18 protein-coding genes are annotated in these 18,752 nt (G+C 72.6%); 12 read left to right on the top strand and 6 right to left on the bottom strand.

From position 1 onward, the window contains the following. Positions 1-324: 324 nt before the first annotated feature. Positions 325-972: a uridine kinase family protein gene (locus tag ACZ6JT_RS26175; RefSeq protein WP_469213370.1), complete on the bottom strand. Its 648-nt coding sequence runs from the start codon at positions 970-972 to the stop codon at positions 325-327. A 311-nt stretch (positions 973-1,283) separates the two neighbouring features. On the opposite strand from ACZ6JT_RS26175, the gene ACZ6JT_RS26170 reads away from it, so the two are divergent. The 3 genes from ACZ6JT_RS26170 (at position 1,284) to ACZ6JT_RS26160 (ending at position 3,544) form a co-directional block, all read left to right on the top strand. Continuing rightward, positions 1,284-2,651, top strand: a complete 1,368-nt coding sequence (locus tag ACZ6JT_RS26170; RefSeq protein WP_469213368.1) for a peptidase C39 family protein — start codon at positions 1,284-1,286, stop codon at positions 2,649-2,651. Positions 2,652-2,821: 170 nt separating this feature from the next. After that, a complete protein-coding gene (locus ACZ6JT_RS26165) occupies positions 2,822-3,256 on the top strand; it encodes an SPW repeat protein (RefSeq protein ID WP_469213366.1) in 435 nt (144 codons plus the stop codon). 135 nt (positions 3,257-3,391) lie between these two features. Further along, on the top strand, positions 3,392-3,544 hold the full coding sequence (locus ACZ6JT_RS26160; protein WP_469213365.1) for an SCO1431 family membrane protein: 153 nt from the start codon (positions 3,392-3,394) through the stop codon (positions 3,542-3,544). 17 nt (positions 3,545-3,561) lie between these two features. Here the strand turns inward: ACZ6JT_RS26160 and ACZ6JT_RS26155 are convergent, their stop codons facing one another. After that, entirely contained in the window at positions 3,562-3,891 is a 330-nt protein-coding gene (locus ACZ6JT_RS26155; protein WP_469213363.1) for a DUF6114 domain-containing protein, read from the bottom strand. Positions 3,892-4,150: 259 nt separating this feature from the next. On the opposite strand from ACZ6JT_RS26155, the gene ACZ6JT_RS26150 reads away from it, so the two are divergent. The 4 genes from ACZ6JT_RS26150 to ACZ6JT_RS26135 all read left to right on the top strand — a co-directional run bounded on the left by ACZ6JT_RS26150 (position 4,151) and on the right by ACZ6JT_RS26135 (position 9,397). Next, positions 4,151-4,816, top strand: a complete 666-nt coding sequence (locus ACZ6JT_RS26150) for a TetR/AcrR family transcriptional regulator (protein WP_469213362.1) — start codon at positions 4,151-4,153, stop codon at positions 4,814-4,816. A gap of 147 nt (positions 4,817-4,963) precedes the next feature. Further along, positions 4,964-6,136, top strand: coding sequence for an acyl-CoA dehydrogenase (locus ACZ6JT_RS26145; RefSeq protein ID WP_469213360.1), 1,173 nt, complete (start codon positions 4,964-4,966; stop codon positions 6,134-6,136). Positions 6,137-7,157: 1,021 nt separating this feature from the next. Beyond that, the gene (locus tag ACZ6JT_RS26140; RefSeq protein WP_469213358.1) at positions 7,158-8,291 is read left to right on the top strand and encodes an Rv3169 family protein; all 1,134 of its coding nucleotides are present in this window, start codon (positions 7,158-7,160) and stop codon (positions 8,289-8,291) included. A gap of 14 nt (positions 8,292-8,305) precedes the next feature. After that, the gene (locus ACZ6JT_RS26135; protein ID WP_469213356.1) at positions 8,306-9,397 is read left to right on the top strand and encodes a phosphotransferase family protein; all 1,092 of its coding nucleotides are present in this window, start codon (positions 8,306-8,308) and stop codon (positions 9,395-9,397) included. 25 nt (positions 9,398-9,422) lie between these two features. Here ACZ6JT_RS26135 and ACZ6JT_RS26130 read toward each other — a convergent pair whose 3' ends face one another. After that, the gene (locus ACZ6JT_RS26130) at positions 9,423-9,899 is read right to left on the bottom strand and encodes a hypothetical protein (protein WP_469213355.1); all 477 of its coding nucleotides are present in this window, start codon (positions 9,897-9,899) and stop codon (positions 9,423-9,425) included. Between the two features lie 217 nt (positions 9,900-10,116). Here ACZ6JT_RS26130 and ACZ6JT_RS26125 point away from each other — a divergent pair, with 217 nt between their 5' ends. The 4 genes from ACZ6JT_RS26125 to fxsA all read left to right on the top strand — a co-directional run bounded on the left by ACZ6JT_RS26125 (position 10,117) and on the right by fxsA (position 13,986). Continuing rightward, positions 10,117-10,557 (top strand): Lrp/AsnC family transcriptional regulator, encoded by a 441-nt coding sequence (locus tag ACZ6JT_RS26125; protein ID WP_030011705.1) that lies wholly within the window; start codon positions 10,117-10,119, stop codon positions 10,555-10,557. A 57-nt stretch (positions 10,558-10,614) separates the two neighbouring features. Continuing rightward, complete coding sequence (locus ACZ6JT_RS26120) at positions 10,615-12,243, top strand: amidohydrolase (RefSeq protein ID WP_469213353.1); 1,629 nt, start codon at positions 10,615-10,617, stop codon at positions 12,241-12,243. Positions 12,244-12,571: 328 nt separating this feature from the next. Next, entirely contained in the window at positions 12,572-13,345 is a 774-nt protein-coding gene (locus ACZ6JT_RS26115; protein WP_469213351.1) for a polyprenol monophosphomannose synthase, read from the top strand. Positions 13,346-13,413: 68 nt separating this feature from the next. Then, positions 13,414-13,986: an FxsA family membrane protein gene (fxsA, locus tag ACZ6JT_RS26110; RefSeq protein WP_469213350.1), complete on the top strand. Its 573-nt coding sequence runs from the start codon at positions 13,414-13,416 to the stop codon at positions 13,984-13,986. A gap of 89 nt (positions 13,987-14,075) precedes the next feature. Here the strand turns inward: fxsA and ACZ6JT_RS26105 are convergent, their stop codons facing one another. The 3 genes from ACZ6JT_RS26105 to ACZ6JT_RS26095 form a co-directional block, all read right to left on the bottom strand. Further along, positions 14,076-14,450 carry an RNA polymerase-binding protein RbpA gene (locus ACZ6JT_RS26105; RefSeq protein WP_007262928.1) on the bottom strand — a complete coding sequence of 125 codons (375 nt, stop codon included), beginning with the start codon at positions 14,448-14,450 and terminating at the stop codon, positions 14,076-14,078. 314 nt (positions 14,451-14,764) lie between these two features. Beyond that, positions 14,765-16,174: an MFS transporter gene (locus ACZ6JT_RS26100; RefSeq protein ID WP_469213348.1), complete on the bottom strand. Its 1,410-nt coding sequence runs from the start codon at positions 16,172-16,174 to the stop codon at positions 14,765-14,767. A 68-nt stretch (positions 16,175-16,242) separates the two neighbouring features. Beyond that, positions 16,243-17,013 (bottom strand): glycerophosphodiester phosphodiesterase family protein, encoded by a 771-nt coding sequence (locus ACZ6JT_RS26095; protein WP_469213346.1) that lies wholly within the window; start codon positions 17,011-17,013, stop codon positions 16,243-16,245. A 217-nt stretch (positions 17,014-17,230) separates the two neighbouring features. On the opposite strand from ACZ6JT_RS26095, the gene ACZ6JT_RS26090 reads away from it, so the two are divergent. Then, positions 17,231-18,733 carry an SCO1417 family PLP biosynthesis transcription factor gene (locus tag ACZ6JT_RS26090; RefSeq protein ID WP_469213344.1) on the top strand — a complete coding sequence of 501 codons (1,503 nt, stop codon included), beginning with the start codon at positions 17,231-17,233 and terminating at the stop codon, positions 18,731-18,733. The last annotated feature ends 19 nt before the right edge of the window (positions 18,734-18,752 follow it).

Raw genomic sequence — 18,752 nt, 5'->3', positions numbered from 1 at the left:
GCGAGTTCGCCATTGCGCCGATGAAATCAGGGCTGCATCGTACCTGCGGTTTCGCACCTTACGTAGGGCGCGACGGGCCGGGTTCGCGCGTGCGCCCCAGGAGCAGCCGGTGACGCAGGGTGAAGGACCGGGGCGGATTGGCCGGGCGTGACGCCTGCGGGGAGGGGGTGTGCGGGCAGAACGAAGCCCCCGATCACGGGGGAACAATCGGGGGCTTCGTGTCCGCGGCAGCCGGTAAAGGCGCGCATTGAGAACGTAAGGCCGGTGCGGGCCCCAGGTCAAGCAGGTCGGTGGAGGCCCAGCGGAGAGGATTTCCAGGCCCGCTCAGGCCCGGGGGAGTTCGTCACCCTCGGTCACGGAAGCGGCGGTTCCCACCGTCGCTCCGGCCCCGGAAGACCACTCGTATCCCGTACCACTCTGGCGTACCAGGGTGTCGGCGTAGGGGCGCGAAGGATCACTGGAGAAGTGCGCGCGCTCCGCGCGCTCCCATCCGTCCCAGAAGTCGGAAAGTTCACGCCCGTCCCGGTTTCGCCCCCGCATCCACGACTGGGCACGCGGCGTCTCCATCCACAGCAGCCGCGCCAGGTGCGGACGCAGTGCCCGCCGCCCGGCCCCGACCCCCTCGATCAGCAGCACCGGCGCCGGCTCCAGTACCCGCTCCGGCCCGAAGCGGCGCTCCACCCAGTCGTACGGAGCCCAGTGGGCGGGCCGCCCCGCGGCGAGCGGCTCCAGCACCTGCGCACGCAGCCGCGCGTCCCAGCCGAACAGCTCCTCGTGGCTGGCCACGTCGTCCAGGTGCAGCACGGGCGCGGCCTGCGGGGGGCACCCCAGCGCTTCGGCGAGCCGCGCCGCGAAGGTGCTCTTGCCCGATCCGGCGTGCCCGTCGATCCCGATCAGGCGCACCGGGCCGAGGGAGGGGGGCAACGCGGCGAGCTCCCGTGCGAGTGACTCGAGTGACTGCTGTGGCTCCACCCGACCAGCCTAGTGCTGTGGCCGGGAAGGTTTGCCGGGTTGCGGCGTCCGGTGCGGTGGATCGCAAGGCGGAGGGCCGCGGCTCGTACTGGACGTACTTGCGCGGTCCGACAACGCGGCGAGGTGCCGTGCCTGGGGGCACCTCCCAGCGGTAGCTGGGGGAGCGTCGCAACCCGGTGAACCTTTCCGGTCACAGCACTAGACAAGCCCGACACGGCTCCCGGCTTCGGCGTCCGGCCGCCGGGAACTGGAAGGGTGAAGCCACCGAAGCGCCGACCCAGCGCCGACCCACCCCCTGGGGGAACCTCGCGATGACAGCATCCACGCCACGCAGGGCCGTACTCGTCGCCGCACTCGCGGTCGCCACCGCGGCCACCGCCGCCGGCATCCCCGGCGGCAGCGCCTCGGCGGCCTCCCTGACGACCCCGCGGGCGACGGGCCGCACCGTCGACAACCGCTTCTGGTACTCGCTCGCCCACTGGCGGGCCGGCACCCATCGGGGCACCATCGCCGTCGGCGGCGTCCGACCCGGCCTGGAGATCGACACCGCCGCCGGCCGCACCGAGTACGCCGACCCGCACACGGGGCGGAAGAGCGTCTGGGAGTACGCCACCTGGACCTCCCCGGTGCACCGCTCCACCGTGCCCGCCACCGAGGCGATCGCCTCCTGGAACGCCCGTACCCCGGCCGGCACCTGGATCCAGATCGAACTGCGCGGCACCTACACCGACGGCACCGCCACCCCCTGGTACGTGATGGGGCGCTGGGCCTCCGGGGACCGGGACATCCGCCGCACCTCCGTGGACGGCCAGACCGACGCGAAGTCCACCGTCTGGACGGACACCCTCGCCGTCGACGCCCCGGCCGCGGCCGCCGGGCTGCGGATCAGGGACTGGCAGCTGCGGCTGACCCTGTACCGCAAGCCGGGCGCGGACCGCGGCCCCACCGTGTGGCTGGCCGGCGCCATGGCCTCCGACGTCCCGGACCGGTTCACCGTCCCCGCCTCCATCCCCTCCGGCCGCGCCCACGAGCTGAAGGTCCCGCGCTACTCGCAGGAGACCCACGCCGGGCAGTACCCCGAGTACGACAACGGGGGCGAGGCCTGGTGCAGCCCCACCTCCTCGCAGATGATCATCGAGTACTGGGGCGGCAAGGCCAGCGCCACCGCCCTGGCCTGGGTGAACCCGCGGTACTCCGACCCGCAGATCTGCCACGCGGCGCGCTCCACTTATGACGCCGCCTACAAGGGCTGCGGCAACTGGTCCTTCAACGCCGCCTACGCGGCCACCTACCGCGGGCTCGGCGGCGTCGTCACCCGGCTCACCTCCCTGACCGGCCTGGAGACCCTGGTCGCGGCCGGCATCCCGGCCATCACCTCGCAGTCGTTCCGCCCGGAGGAACTGACCGGGGCGGGCTACGGCACCGCGGGCCACCTCATGACCGCCATCGGCTTCACGGCCGCCGGGGACGTGATCGCCAACGACCCCAACTCGCCCGACAACCCGTCCGTCCGCCGCGTCTACAAGCGGGCCGAATGGGAGACGATCTGGCTCCGGACCAAGCGCCACGGCGCCTCCGGCAAGGTCGCCTCGGGCAGCGGAGGCATCTGCTACCTCTACGTGCCGGCGGCCCCCAGCGCGGCCCAGACGGCGGCGCTGACGGCGGTCGGGGTCCTCTGAACACGTTCTGGGTGAGTTCCGGCCGAGCTCCGGGCAGGTCTGGGCGACCTCCGGGCAGGTCTGGGCGAGCTCCGGCCAGATTTTGGACGAACTCGGCTGGTCCGGATGGCTTAACGGGCGGAATATGGGCATAAAAGGCACATAAAGCTTCTCGTAGGAGGCAGCCCGCCATGACCACTCATCCCAGCAGCATCGAGCACCACCCGGACCTCGTCGAGATGCGCACTCGGTTCGAGCGGGTGACCAGCACCCCTGCCGCGCAGGCCGTAGAGGCACTGGCCTTGATCACGGGCCTGTACCTGGCGGCCTCGCCGTGGATTGCCGGGTTCAGCGTCCTGACCCCGCTGGCCGTCAACAACCTGATCACCGGCCTGGCGTTCTGCCTGTGCATGGGTGGTCTGGGATCCGCTTACGAACGCACGCACGCGATGGCCTGGACGGCCGTCGCGCTCGGCGCGTGGACGATCATCGCCCCGTGGGTCATCGCCGGAGAGATGGACACGACCCGTACGGTGGTCAACAACGTGATCACCGGACTCGTCGCCCTCTGCCTGGGCCTCGCGATGGCGGCCATGGCGGGCCGCAAGCGCGACACCCGCATCTGACGACCCCGACCAGGCCGCCGGGCCCCCACCGCTCCCGCCTCCGGGGCGCGGTGGGGGCCCGGCGGTGTGACGGGCGCCACCGCGTGACCATCGTCATCTACCGCGAAGGCCGCGAACGCTGGCACATTGGACATCATGACTGCCGACAGCGCCACCCCGACCGCCCCCGCCCTGAACCTCGTCCGCACCGGAGGTCCCAGGGACGACTCCTCCTGGCTGGAGCACGTCCTCGGCTGGACCCTCGTGGTCGTCGTCGCCATGTTCGTCACCCAGGTCGGCTGGCTGTAACCGGTTCCGGTTCCGGTTTAGGTTCCGGTTTCCGGGGTCGGGCTGCGACTGCCTCCGCGTCCGTGCCGGGGAACGATGCCGAGGGCCATCCCGATCAGGAGCCCGCCCAGGTTGGTCGCCGCGAAGGACAGCACCGACAGCAGCAGGGCGTGCAGGGACACGTAGGCGCGGGCCTGCGACAGGAACCACAGGAACAGCCCCGCCGGGACCAGCACGACGCCGATTCCGATGGCCGCGATCCCGCCGATGCCCAGGCTGACCGGAACGGTCAGCGGGGAGAGCGGGACCAGCAGCGGTTCGGCCCCGCCCGGCATCTGGAGGCCGAACTTCCCCGGTTCCCCGGCCACCCGTCCACCTGGTCCAGGGGCGAGGCGTCCCGGCCGATCTGCGTCGTGCCGAAGATGGCGTCGCCGTCGAGGTCCTCGCCGGGCCCGGGGGTGCTCTTGCCGGTAGCCATGGTTCCGTTCCTCCCGTACGTCGTCCGGTGCGCAGGGAAGTGCTGCCATACTGCGGGCACGTTGGGGCAGTTCGAGGCTAGGGCTGGATTTGAATAGTGGGCAACAGCGCGGAATGACCGAGCGTTCGCAGGTTCGTCGGGCCGAACTCATGGCAACCGGACGCAAGTTGTTCGCCGACACCTCCTACGACGCACTCTCCATGGACGACATCGCCAAGCACGCGGGCGTCGCCAAGGGCTTGATCTACTACTACTTCAAGAGCAAGCGCGGCTACTACCTCGCCATCGTCGAGGAGTCGGTCGCCGAGCTCGTCGCCCGTGCCGGCGGTGAGACGGACCTGCCGAACGCGGAGCGCGTCCGCCGCACCGTCGACGGATACCTGCACTACGCCGAGCACCACCGCGCCGCCTACCGCACGATTGTCACCGGGGGCGTCGGCTCCGACGCCGAGGTGCTCGCCATCCGCGACGCCGTCCGGGAGGAGCTGGTCGCCACCATCGCCGAAGGCGCGTACGGGCACCGCTCACTCCCGCCGGTCGCCCGGCTCGCCCTCGTCGGCTGGCTCTCCGCCGTCGAGGGGATCACCTTGGAGTGGATCGGGGGGCTTGGGGGGTCCGGTGGGCCCGGTGGGTCCGGCGGGTCCGCTGCCGCGGAGCGGCCCGGTCGGGCCGAGCTCGGGGCCCTGCTGGTGCGCCAGCTGCGCGCGACGCTGACGGTGATCGAGGAGTTCGTCCCGGAGTGTCCGGCACCTCCCCTTACCGAAGGACCGTTCGGTCAGCGTGACGATCTTGCCCCGGTGACGGGAAGCTCCTGATCGGGCATACTCAAGCCGCCGCAGCCGCTGAACAGCCCATTCCGTGATCCGGGAGGGCACCATCGGCTGTGAGAGCACCGAGACCCGGCGTCGCGTCCCACACCTCACGCGTCGCCGCCGTGCCCGATCAGGGAGGAGAGCGCCGCCATGACAGACCGCGCCCCGCAGCCGGTGGACCGTCAGCTGCCCACCGAGGAGTCCCGCGACCTCCTCGCCCTCGTACGCGAGATCGCCCAGCGGGAGATCCGCCCCAGGGCCGCTGAGGAAGAGGACTCGGGGAGGTTCCCCCGTGAGGTCTTCACCCTGCTGTCCGAGGCGGGCCTGCTCGGCCTCCCGTACCCCGGCGAGTACGGCGGCGGCGAGCAGCCGTACGAGGTGTACCTCCAGGTCCTGGAGGAGCTGGCCGCGGCCCGCCTGACCGTGGGCCTCGGCGTCAGCGTGCACTCCCTGGCCTGCCACGGCCTCGCCGGCTACGGCACCAAGGAGCAGCAGGGCGCGCACCTGCCCGCGATGCTCGGCGGCGGCCTGCTGGGCGCCTACTGCCTCTCCGAGCCGGCCGCCGGCTCCGATGCCGCCTCGCTCACCACCAAGGCGGTGCGCGACGGCGATGAGTGGGTCATCACCGGTACCAAGGCCTGGATCACCCACGGTGGGGTCGCCGACTTCTACACCGTCCTGGCACGGACGGGCGCCGAGGGCCCCAAGGGCATCACCGCGTTCCTGGTCCCCGGGGACGCGGAGGGCCTCACGGCGGCCGTGCCCGAGAAGAAGATGGGCATGAAGGGCTCGCCCACCGCCCAGCTGCACTTCGACGGCGTACGGGTGCCGGACGCGCGCCGCATCGGCGAGGAGGGGCAGGGCTTCTCCATCGCCCTGGCCGCGCTCGACGCGGGACGGCTGGGCATCGCCGCCTGCGCCATCGGCGTCGCCCAGGCGGCGCTCGACGAGGCGGTCACGTACGCGCTGGACCGCAAGCAGTTCGGGCACCCGATCGCGGACTTCCAGGGGCTGCGCTTCATGCTGGCCGACATGGCCACCAAGATCGAGGCGGGCCGGGCGCTCTACCTCGCGGCGGCGCGGCTGCGGGACGCGGGCAAGCCGTTCTCGCGCCAGGCGGCGATGGCCAAGCTGTTCTGCACGGACGCGGCGATGGCCGTCACCACGGACGCGGTGCAGATCCTCGGTGGCTACGGGTACACCGCGGACTTCCCCGTGGAGCGCCTGATGCGCGAGGCGAAGGTGCTCCAGATCGTGGAGGGCACCAACCAGATCCAGCGCATGGTCATCGCCCGCCACCTGGCGGGGCCGGAGACCCGCTGACGGGAGCCCCGGGGGCCGTGGGCCGGGGTCGTGGGCCCGGGGCCGGGGGCCCGGACGGGGCAGGGTCTGGGCGCGGTGGGCTAGTACAGTCCGCTGCTGGTCGTGGGCCAGACCGGGGATGACGTGAGCCGGGACCACTCCGGGTCGCGCCGTCCGGGCAGCGTGCGGCCGGCATCGGCCCACCGGGCCAGCAGGTCGCGGTAGATCGGCGGGTCCGGCGTCTGCTGTGGTGGCTCGCGGTGGTCCCGCTGCTGCTGAACCGATTCTTCGAAACCCGGCGGCGTCGGCCGACGCCTTCGGCCGGTTGAGGCCTGAAGCATGGTCATGCACGGCCAACGCGGGAGCGGAGGGCCGGGTAATCGCCCCCGGGGTGCGGGTATCCGTTCGAGCCGTCCCCGGGGGCGGCGGGGCGGGGCGGGCGTCGGGGAAGCGGGCGGGGAGGCGGGCGGGGTTTCCCGTCGGTCTCATCGTCCTTCCGTGGCGGGTCGGTCCCTCAAGGGCGCTCCTCCGTCGCGTCGCTTCGCGATGGCCTGCGGCCACCCTTGACCGACCGACCCGCCACGGAAACACGAAGACAGCCGAGAAACCCCCAGAAGAACGGGCCGGGCGTCCGGAGCAGGGGCGGCCGTGTCGGCACCTCCGGGCGAGGGTCCCGGTGCGCAACCGATCGCTACGCGCTCCCGACGGCTCGGCGTCCGCCGGCCGTCCTGGGCTGGGCATAAGCCGCCAGTGATCGCTACGCGCTTCGCAGGGCTCAGCGTCTGGCATGGGCCGTCGCAAAATCCAGCCTCGCCGGCGTTTGAGGCGCGGGGGTCCGGGGGCGGCGCCCCCGGCAGCGGAGCCGCAGGTGTCCACCGTTCGGGCTGGGCTCGGGGCGCGGGCCCCCGCGGCGGGCGACGCTCGCGGCATGGTGTGTCGGTGTGTCAACGCGTGCCAGAAGGGTGGTCCCCGGCGGGGTTTCTGACGTACCGTCATATTCGCCTGCGCCGCCCCCCGAAGCCCGCCGTCCAGGAGGTCCGCCATGTCCGTCGACCGGCCCGTCGCGCTCGACGAGTACCCCATCCACCAGGCCCCCTTGTCGATGAAGCACCTCGTCAGCGGCGACCGCAACGCCTACGACCGCTGCATCTTCCACGTCTTCGACCACGCGGGCCGCGCCGTCCTCATCCTCGGGCTCGGCGTGTACCCCAACGCCGGGGTCATCGACGCCTACGCCACCCTCCGCATCGGCGACGAGCTCCTCGCCGTACGGGCCTCCGACGCCCTCACCGACGATCGGATGAACCTGTCCGTGGGGCCCCTGTCCATCACCGTCGACGTCCCGCTCAAGCGGCTCACGCTCCGCTGCGCGGCGGACCCGGAAGATCCGGACGGGCTCTCGTACGACGTCACCTGGACCGCGGAGTTCCCCGCCGTCTGGGAACCCCACCACATCCAGCGGCGCGGCGACCGCCTCATGCTGGAGGGGCGTCGCTTCGTCCAGGCCGGTGGTGTGAGCGGGGTCATCCGGGCGAAGGGGGAGGAGTTCGTCCTCACACCGGGGGAGTGGACCGGGACCCGGGACCGGAGTTGGGGGGTGCGGCCGATCCCCGGGGAGGACGGGGGGCGGGCGGCCGAGGAGTACCGGCCCGAGGGGTTCCACTGGCTCTGGATACCGGTCCGTTTCGAGGACCGGTTCGTGATGGTCATCGTCCAGGAGGACGCCGACGGGCACCGCACCCTCAACGAAGCCGTGCAGGTCTTCCCCGAGGGCAGCGGCCGGCATGACGTCCAGCTCGGCTGGCCGCACACCGAGATCGCGTACCGGCCGGGCACTCGGCATCCCGAGAGGGCGGTCGTGCACCTCGGCGATCCGTCCCGCAAGCCCCTCGAACTCGGTGTGGAGATCCTGTGCAGCTCGCCGCTGGCCGTCGGCGCCGGCTACCCGCCCGCCGACGACTGGCAGCACGGCACCTGGCAGGGCCGCGGCTGGACCGACCGTCGTACCTACGACCTTTCCGACCCCGCGGCCCACCCCATGGCCCCCTTCGGGGTCACGGACCACTCGGCCCGTTTCACCCTCGACGGGCAGACCGGGCACGGCATCTTCGAGCACGGCAGCTTCGGGCGCCACGACCCGAGCGGCTTCACCGACTACTCCTCCGTCGCCCAGTAGGAAGGGGACCGACCATGGCCACCGCACCGCGTCCGCGTACCTCCACCCGGCAGCCCGAGGAGCTGGGGCGGCGCCTCGCCGCCTGGCTGGACGCCAGGCTCCCCGGCGCGAAGGTCACCGGCGTCCGCGTCCCCGGGTCCAACGGGATGTCCAGCGAGACCCTGCTCTTCGACATAGAGCACCCCGACACCCCCCTCCGCGCCTGCGCGTTGAGGCTCGCCGCCGACCCGGACGCCTACACCGTCTTCCCGACGTACGACATGGCGCGCCAGCATCGGGTGATGCGTCTGGTCGCCGAGCACACCGACCTGCCCGTCCCACGGGTGCAGTGGCTGGAGGAGGACCCGGGGCCGCTGGGGGCGCCGTTCTTCGTGATGGCCCGCGCCGAGGGCCGGGTGCCGCCCGATGTGATGCCCTACACCTACGAGGGCAACTGGCTGCACGCCGCCACCGGTGCCGAGCGCGCCGTCCTGCAGGAGGCGAGCATCTCCCTGCTGGCCCGCTTGCACGACCAGTTCCCCGCCGAGCAGGCCGAGTTCCTTCTGCCGGATGGTGTGGGCACACCGCTGCGCCGGCACGTGGACGCCCAACGGGACTACTACGCCTGGGTGGTGGGCGGACTCGCGCCCTCCCCGCTCATCGAGCGGGCCTTCGCCCGCCTGGAGGAGCTGTGGCCGGCGGACGAGGGCCCCGCGGTCCTCAACTGGGGCGACGCCCGCATCGGCAACGTCATCTACGACGGCTTCACGCCGGTGGCCGTACTGGACTGGGAGATGGCCGCCTACGCCCCCCGCGAGGTGGACCTGGGCTGGAGCGTCTACCTCCACCGCTTCTTCCAGGACCTGACGGTGAGCTTCGGCCAGCCCGGCCTGCCGGACTTCCTGCGCCGCGAGGACCTGGAGCGCCGGTACGCCGAACTCACCGGGCACACCCCGCGGGACATGGAGTTCCACACCCTCTACGCCGCCCTGCGGCACGCCATCGTGATGCTGCGCATCGCCTACCGGCAGGCGCACTTCGGGGAGGTCGAGATCCCGGCGGATCCGGACAGCCTGATCCTGCACCACGCCAGCCTGGCCGCCATGGTGCAGGGAACGTACTGGTAGGGGCGCCGGGACGCCCGGGCGGTCGTCAGGCCGCCTGGGCGTGCTGCTGCCGCGTCTGCGCCTGCGGGCGGGGGAGCACCGGGCTCACCACGCGGACCGGACGCGAGCCCGGGCCGCCCACGTGCGAGAAGGGCTGCGTCCGCCAGTCCAGGCCCTGGGGCAGGGTCGTCGACAGGACGACGGCATCGGGGGCCTCCACCGGCTGGATCATGCCGACGGTGGGCAGCGCGTCCGTGGCCGGCCGCCCGGTGCCCGCGCACACCGTGAGTCCGAAGGGGTTCCACGGGGTCAGGCAGAGCGCGTGCTGCGGCAGGTACTCCTCGTCCGCGACGAGGGCGATCGACTGGCCGCAGTCGGGGCAGATCGCGTGGTGGATCTCGAATGCGTCGAGGTCGTCGGGGTATTCGCCGTACTCGGTGTCCACCGAGTAGGTGCCGTCCCCGGAATCGAGCGGTTCGAGGGGCTCCGGTTCGGTGCGACCGGCGCGCTTGGTGTTCAGCATGGATGTACTCCCCCTTGGGTGGGCCGGGCGGGCAGGTTCTGCGGCCTCGGCCACAGCAAGCACTTCCCGTCGAGCGTCACGAGTAACCACAACAGACCGGCCCGCGCCTGCATACCCCTGTGGCCTTGGTCACATGCCCGACGCAGATGCCTCCAGTGGGCGGACACCACTGGGCCTGGAGTGCCCTTGGGCCTTAAGTTGAGCGGCTATGAGCGCAATGGAGGAGCTGGACCGCCAGATCGTGGATCTGCTCGTGCGGGACGGGCGGATGAGCTACACGGATCTGGGCAAGGCCACGGGACTGTCCACGTCGGCAGTCCATCAGCGAGTACGCCGTCTGGAACAGCGAGGGGTCATCCGCGGGTACGCGGCGGTCGTCGACCCGGAGGCCGTCGGCCTGCCGCTGACCGCGTTCATCTCGGTCAAGCCCTTCGACCCGAGCGCCCCGGACGACATCGCGGACCGGCTGGCCGGTGTCCCCGAGATCGAGGCCTGCCACAGCGTCGCCGGCGACGAGAACTACATCCTGAAGGTGCGCGTCGCCACCCCTCTGGAGCTCGAGGACCTCCTGGGCCGCCTGCGCGCCCTCGCGCACGTCTCGACGCGTACGACGGTCGTCCTCTCCACCCCCTACGAGGCCCGCCCGCCCCGGGTGTAGCCCCTGCGGGGGACCCGGCGTTCGGACGGGGCGGGGCGACGCGGGACACTGGTCGGCATGACTGACCGCACCGCCCTCTCCGCCGACGCCGCCGGAGCACCGACCAGGACCGTCCTCCTCCGCGGGGGCGAGGTCCACAGCCCCGCCGACCCCTTCGCCACCGCGATGGTCGTCGAGCGCGGCCACATCGCCTGGGTCGGGTCCGAGGGGGCGGCCGACGCCTTCGCGCAGGGCGTGGACGAGGTCGTCGACCTCGGCGGCGCGCTCGTCACGCCCGCCTTCACCGACGCCCACGTCCACACCACCTCCGCGGGTCTGGCCCTCACCGGGCTGGACCTCAGCGGAGCGCGCTCGCTGACGGCCGCGCTGGACCTCGTACGCGCGTACGCCGCGAGCCGTCCGGCCGACCGGGTGCTCCTCGGCCACGGCTGGGACGCCGCCCGCTGGCCCGAGCGCCGGGCGCCGCGCCGGGCCGAGCTCGACGAGGCCGCGGGCGGCCGCCCGCTCTACCTGAGCCGCATCGACGTGCACTCGGCCGTGGTCACCACGGCCCTGCTCGACCTCGTCCCCGGTGTGCGGCCCGACGGTGACCAGCCGCTGACCGCCGACGACCACCACGCCGTACGGCGGGCGGCCCTGGCCGCCGTCACCCCCGCCCAGCGCGCCGAGGCCCAGCGGGCCGCCCTCGACAGGGCCGCGTCCCTCGGCATCGGCTCCCTGCACGAGTGCGGCGGGCCCGACATCTCCTCCGCCGAGGACTTCACCGGCCTGCTCGCCCTGGCCGCCGAGCGGCCCGGGCCGCGCGTCTTCGGGTACTGGGCCGACCGGGACCTGGAGGCGGCCAGGGCGCTCGGGGCCGTCGGGGCCGCCGGCGACCTCTTCGTCGACGGGGCCCTCGGCTCGCACACCGCCTGCCTGCACGCCCCGTACGCCGACGCCGCGCACACCGGTACGGAGTACCTGGACGCGGTCGCGGTCGCCGAACACGTGACGGCCTGCACCGAGGAGGGCCTCCAGGCCGGTTTCCACGCCATCGGGGACGCCGCGATCACCGCCGTGGTCGAGGGCGTCCGGGCGGCCGCCGAGAAGGTCGGCCTGGCCCGGGTGCGCGCCGCCCGGCACCGGGTGGAGCACGCCGAGATGATGACCCCCGCCGCCATCGCCGCCTTCGCGGAGCTGGGGCTCACCGCCTCCGTGCAGCCGGCCTTCGACGCGGCCTGGGGCGGTGAGGACGGCATGTACGCCGACCGGCTCGGAGCCGAGCGCGCCCGCACCCTCAACCCGTACGCGGCTATGCTCAAGGCAGGTGTCCCGCTGGCCTTCGGCTCGGACGCGCCGGTCACCCCGCTCGACCCGTGGGGCACGGTCCGTGCGGCCGCCTTCCACCGGACCCCCGGGCACCGCGTCTCCGTACGGGCCGCCTTCACCGCCCACACCAGGGGCGGCTGGCGGGCGCTGGGCCGCGACGACGCAGGCATCCTCGTCCCCGGCGCCCCGGCCGACTACGCGGTCTGGCAGACCGGCGACCTGGTGGTCCAGGCCCCCGACGACCGCGTCGCCCGCTGGTCCACCGACCCCCGATCCGGCACCCCCGGACTGCCCGATCTGACCCCCGGATCCGAACTGCCGGTATGCCTCGCCACCGTCGTCGGCGGGCGGGAGGTATTCGTACGCCCACAGGGGTGATCCGGTGAGCCTCGGTTCGGTACCGGCGGTCGGACCCGGATAGGTTCGGCCGGGTCCACCACAGGACGTCCGTGCCGGACGGATCCGTCTGCTCAGCGCGCCCGCGCCTCGGGGGCGAGGGAAGGTTTCGCCGGTGGGGGCACCCCCAGGGGAGCTGGGGGAGGGTGGCCCCGGGTCGGGGCCCGGCGGTCCAGTAGACAACGGTCACGGCGGCCCGCAGCCAGCGGGCGTCTGACCGGCCCGAAGGACCGCGGGCCCCGATCACTGTTCTAAAGTCATCCTCTGCGACCAGACGTACAGGACGTGCAAGAGCACAAAAGGGGACTCAGTGAGCGACGGCGGACAGCGGACCTACGGGCCGCTCGGTACGGCCTTGGTGATCATTCCGACCTACAACGAGGCGGAGAACATCGGGCTGATCGTCGGCCGCGTCCGCGCGGCGGTGCCCGAGGCCCACGTCCTGGTCGCCGACGACAACAGCCCCGACGGCACCGGCAAGCTCGCCGACGAGCTCGCGATCGGCGACGACCACGTGCACGTGCTGCACCGCAAGGGCAAGGAAGGGCTCGGCGCCGCCTACCTGGCGGGCTTTCTCTGGGCCCTGGACGCCGGCTACGGGGTGATCGTCGAGATGGACGCCGACGGTTCCCACCAGCCGGAGGAGCTGCCCCGCCTGCTCACCGCACTGGCCGGCGCCGACCTGGTCCTCGGCTCCCGCTGGGTACCGGGCGGCCGCGTCGTCAACTGGCCCAAGAGCCGGGAGATCCTCTCGCGCGGCGGTTCGACGTACTCCCGGCTGATGCTGAACGTCCCGATCCGTGACGTGACCGGCGGCTACCGCGCCTTCCGCCGCGAGACCCTGGAGGGCCTGGGCCTGGACGAGGTCGCCTCCGCGGGCTACTGCTTCCAGGTCGACCTGGCCCGCAGGGCGGTGCAGAAGGGCTTCCGCGTGGTGGAGGTGCCCATCACCTTCGTCGAGCGCGAGTTCGGCGACAGCAAGATGAGCAAGGACATCGTGGTCGAGGCCCTGTGGCGGGTCACCCAGTGGGGCCTGAAGGCCCAGGCGGCCAGACTGCTGGGCAAGGACGGCGACAAGCGGTGACCCCCTAAGGGATGTCCGGTACCTCCGGCTGAGGCCGCTTTTACGCGGCCCCAGGCACACTGGATGGCATGACGACCGGCATTTCCACGGCCCCCCGGCGGCGTTCGACCGCCCGAACCTTCCTCCCCCTGGCCGTCGCGGCCTGGCTGATCCTGGAGATCTGGCTGCTCACCGTGGTCGCGGACGTGGCCGGCGGGCTCACCGTGGCCGCGCTGCTGGCGGCCGGCATCGTCCTGGGCGCGGTGGTCATCAAGCGTGCCGGGCGGCGCGCCTTCCGGAACCTCTCGGACACCTTCCAGCAGGCCCAGCAGGGCCGGCAGCCCGCCGCGCAGGAGCCCGGCCGGGGCAACGGCCTCACCATGCTGGCGGGCCTGCTCCTGATGATGCCGGGGCTGCTCTCCGACGTGGCGGGCCTGTTCCTCCTGCTGCCGCCCGTCCGGGCCTGGATCGGCCGCCGCGCGACCCGCTCGCTGGAGCGCAAGATGGCCTCGGCCCCGGCCGGGAGCTTCGGCGACGCCTTCCGGCAGGCCCGCATCCACCACCCCGACGGCAAGGTCGTGCAGGGCGAGGTCGTCCGCGAGGACCGGCCCGCGGGGCCGGCCGGCCCGGACACGGGCCACCGCCCGCCCCTGGCGCCGTAGAGCGCGGAAGAAAGGGCAAGCAGGAGAAAGCCGAGGGGCCCCGCCACACAGTGTGGCGGGGCCCCTCGGCTTGTGTATCCGTCCGGCTGTCAGGCGGACTTGCGGCTGTCCCGCGGATGCACGGCAATGTTCATGGCGCCGGAACGCAGGACTGCAAGCCTTTCGGCCAGCACTTCCTCCAGCTCCTCGCGGGTGCGTCGCTCCATGAGCATGTCCCAGTGCGTTCGCGCAGGCTTGCCCTTCTTCTCTTCGGGCCCGTCCCCGTCCACCAGGAGTGCCATGGCGCCGCACGCCTTGCACTCCCACTCCGGCGGAATTTCTGCCTCAACCGAGAACGGCATCTCAAATCGATGTCCGTTCTGGCATGCGTACTCCACCGCCTGGCGCGGGGCCAGATCGATGCCGCGGTCCGTCTCGTAGCTGGTAACCACGAGGCGCGTACCGCGGAGAGCTCGCTCACTCATGAATCGTGCCTCCCGGGCTTTGTCGCCCACAGGACAGGTGTCGCTGTCGTCGTCATCCGGTCAACGTCCGGTCGGCGGTATAGATTCCCGCTCCGGGTCGTCCGTCGCCCGTCGTGCCGCCCCTTGTTGTACCCACCAATGCCCGTTTTGTCACATCTGGCAGCAGATGTCACCCAACGTCCACGCTTCTTGAGCGCGCAGTAACGGTCCGCCTGGCAGGCCAAAGGCGTACACTACCGGCCCTTTGCTTCAACGTCTAAATTCGTTCGGAATTCGTTCGCGGATCCGGGCCGTGCGCCCTCGCGGACCCGCTCTCAGATCCGCTCCGGTACAGGATTGCCTGCCGCCTCCACCGCGCGCCGCACCGGCACTCTGGCCAGGAGCACGAATCCCAGTGCGAAGAAGACCACCAGCGAGATGATCGCGTCCCGGTAGCTCCCCGTGAGCTGGTAGGTCAGGCCGAAGACGAGCGGTCCCACCCAGCTCAGCCCGCGGTCGCTCATCTCGTACGCCGAGAAGTACTCCGCCTCCTTGCCCGCCGGCACCAGGTGCGAGAAGAGCGAGCGCGACAGCGCCTGGCTGCCGCCCAGCACCAGCCCGATCATCGCGGCGAGCGCGAAGAACCACACGGGGGTCCGGGCCGGCAGGAAGTATCCGACGGCGAGCGTGACGCCCCACGCGGCCAGCGAGCCCAGGATCGTCCGCTTGGCGCCGTAGGTCCGCGCGAGGCGGCCCATCCCCAGCGCCCCGCCCACCGCCAGCACCTGCACCAGCAGCACCGCCCCGATGAGCGTGGACTGGTCCAGCTCCAGCTCCTCCGATCCGTAGATGGAGGCCTGGGAGATCACCGTCTGCACGCCGTCGTTGTAGATCAGGTACGCCAGCAGGAACGACAGCGTCAGCGGGTAGCGCCGCATGTCCTTCAGAGTGGCGACGAGCTGCTTCCAGCCGCTGACCGCCGGCCCGGCCCCCGGCTCCCGGACCACGGCCCGGTCGCGCAGCCGCCGCAGCGGGATCAGGGCGAAGGCGCCCCACCACAGGCCCGAGGAGGCCAGGCAGATCCGTACCGCCATGCCCTCGGTGAGCCCGAAGGAGTCGTGGCCCATGTAGAGCACCAGGTTCAGCACGAGCATCACGGAGCCCGCCGTATAGCCGAAGGCCCAGCCCCGGGAGGAGACGGTGTCGCGCTCGTCCGGCGTGGAGATCTGCGGCAGGTAGGCGTTGTAGAGCACCATCGAGACGGACAGCGAGGCGTTCGCCACGATGAGCAGCAGCCCGCCCAGCAGGTAGCGCTCACCGCCCAGGAAGAACATCCCCGTCGTCGCCGCGGCCCCCGTGTACGCGGCCACCGCCAGCAGCGGCTTCTTGCGCCCGGTCCGGTCCGCCGCGGCGCCCACCAGCGGCATGAGCAGCACGGCCAGGATCACCGAGGCCGACACCGAGTAGGCGAAGAAGGAACCGGCCCGCACCGGGATGCCCAGCGGGTGCACGAAGCCCTCGGCGTCCGCGGCGGCCTTCGCCACCGAGGTCAGGTACGGCCCGAGGAACACGGTGAGCACGCTCGCCGAGTACACCGACACGGCGAAGTCGTAGAAGTACCAGCCGCGCTGCTCGCGCTTGCGCGCGGCCGCCCCGGCCGCGACCGCCGTGGCCGATCTGCCGTCCTCGGCCCCCGGTTCCGCTGGTTCCGCTTTCTCGGTCGTCCTGCTGTCGTCCGCGCTCACCTGGTGTCCCCCTCGCTGGTCCCCGTACCGCAGCGGCCATCGACCGCGCGCGGCCGCCGAAGGGCGTGTCAGGCCCAGGCCCCGCGCCGGTCCAGCACCGTGCGCAAGATGTCGATCCGGTCGGTCATGATGCCATCGACTCCCAGGTCGAGGAGAGCCTCCATGCGTTCCGGTTCGTTCACGGTCCACACGTGGACCTGCAGACCCCGCTGGTGCGCGGTCCGCACGAAGCGCCGGTCGACCACGCGGATGCCCGCCTGGGTCTCCGGCACCTGCGCCGCCACCGCGCCCACGCGCAGCGCCGCCGGGATCGCGTACGAGCGCAGCCGCAGGCCCAGCACCCCGCGTACGCCGTACGAGGTCGCCAGCCGGGGGCCGGCGATCCGCTGGGCGCGGGCCACCCGGCTCTCGGAGAAGGAGCCCACGCAGACCCGGTCCCAGATACCGGTCCGCGCGATCAGGTTGACCAGCGGGTGCAGGGCCGACTCGGCCTTGATGTCGATGTTCCAGCGGGCGTCCGGGAACTCCTCCAGCAGCTCCTCGAAGAGCGGCAGGGGCTCGGTGCCCGCCACGCGCACCTCGCGGACCTGTTTCCAGGGCAGCTCGGCGATCCGGCCGCGGCCGTCGGTGACCCGGTCCAGCGTGGAGTCGTGGAAGGCGACGAGTTTCCCGTCGGCCGTGGCGTGCACATCGGTCTCGAAGTACCGGTAGCCCGCTTCGGCCGCCCGGCGGAAGGCGGCGGCGGTGTTCTCCAGCCCGTCCGCGGCACCTCCCCGGTGCGCGAAGGGGATCGGAGCCGGGTGGTCCAGATACGGATGGCGAAGGCGTACGTGCGTCACGGCGGCAGTATCCCCCGTGACGTGAGGGGACGGTGGTACGCGAGGTGAACGGCGGACACGGCGGAGGCCGCTCCGGCGCCCCTGCCGATGCCCCGGGTGCGGTGCCCCCTGGTGCGAGTGGACTGGCGCGTGACAGTCTGGGCCCGCAGACATCAATCCAATCCCGGCTTCCGACCCGCGGTGTCGAGGCCAATCCGACGAAGGTGGACCGGACGCAATGGCCGAATGGACCTCGGCGGTCGGCGCCGCCCAGCTCGCCCGCCTCATCACCTCGCAGCAGGAGCGCCCCGCGGTCCCCGGCGCCCGCAAACTGCCGGCGTACCGCGCCCTCGCCGACGGGATCCGCCTCCTCGTCCTCGAAGGCCGCGTCCCGGTCGCCGCCCGGCTCCCCGCCGAACGGGAGCTGGCCGTCTCCCTCTCCCTCAGCCGCACCACCGTCGCCGCCGCGTACGAGGCCCTGCGCGGGGAGGGGTTCCTGGAGTCCCGCCGGGGCGCGGGCAGCTGGACCGCCGTACCGGCCGGGAACCCGCTGCCCGCGCGCGGCCTGGAACCGCTGCCGCCCGAGTCGCTCGGCTCGATGATCGACCTGGGCTGCGCCGCCCTCCCGGCCCCCGAGCCCTGGCTCACCAAGGCCGTCCAGGGCGCGCTGGAGGAGCTGCCCCCGTACGCGCACACCCACGGCGACTACCCGGCCGGCCTGCCGGCGCTGCGCCGGATGCTCGCCGACCGCTACACCGAGCAGGGCATCCCCACCATGCCCGAGCAGATCATGGTCACCACCGGCGCGATGGGCGCGATCGACGCCATCTGCAGCCTCTTCGCCGGACGCGGGGAGCGGATCGCCGTCGAGTCGCCGTCCTACGCCAACATCCTCCAGCTGATGCGCGCCGCCGGGGTGCGCCTGGTCCCCGTCGCCATGGCGGACGGGCTGGCCGGCTGGGACATGGACGTCTGGCGGCAGGTGCTGCGCGACTCGGCCCCCCGCCTCGCCTACGTCGTGGCCGACTTCCACAACCCGACCGGAGCCCTCGCCTCCGACGAGCAGCGCCGCGCCATGGTGGCGGCCGCCCGTTCGGCCGGCACCGTCCTCGTCGCCGACGAGACCATGCTGGAACTCCAGCTGGACCCGGAGCTGGAGATGCCCCGCCCGGTCTGCTCCTTCGACCCCGCCGGCAGCACGGTCATCACCGTGGGCTCCGCCAGCAAGGCCTTCTGGGCGGGCATGCGGATCGGCTGGGTCCGCGCCGCCCCCGACGTGATCCGCAGCCTGGTCGCCGCCCGCGCCTACGCCGACCTGGGCACGCCCGTGCTGGAACAGCTCGCGGTGAACTGGCTGATGCGCACCGGGGGCTGGCGGGAGGCCGTCGGGATCCGCCGCGACCAGGCCCGGGAGAACCGCGACGCGCTGGTCGCGGCGGTCCGCCGGGAGCTGCCGGACTGGGAGTTCGAGGTTCCGCGGGGCGGGCTCACGCTGTGGGCCCGCGCCGGCGGCCTGTCCGGATCCCGGCTGGCCGAGGTGGGGGAGCGGGTCGGCGTACGGGTCCCCTCGGGACCGCGGTTCGGCGTGGACGGGGCCTTCGAGGGCTATGTCCGGCTGCCGTTCACCGTGGGCGGCCCGGTGGCCGAGGAGGCCGCCTCCCGCCTCGCGGCCGCGGCCCGGCTGGTCACCACGGGCGCCGGCAGCAGCGGCGCGGAACCGCCGCGCACGTTCGTGGCCTGACCCGCCGGCCCCGTCGGCG

It is taken from the genome of Streptomyces sp. NPDC046308, from assembly GCF_055588065.1.
The sequence above is the reverse complement of the archived record's forward strand: the minus strand, read 5'-3'. Positions and strand labels throughout refer to the sequence as shown.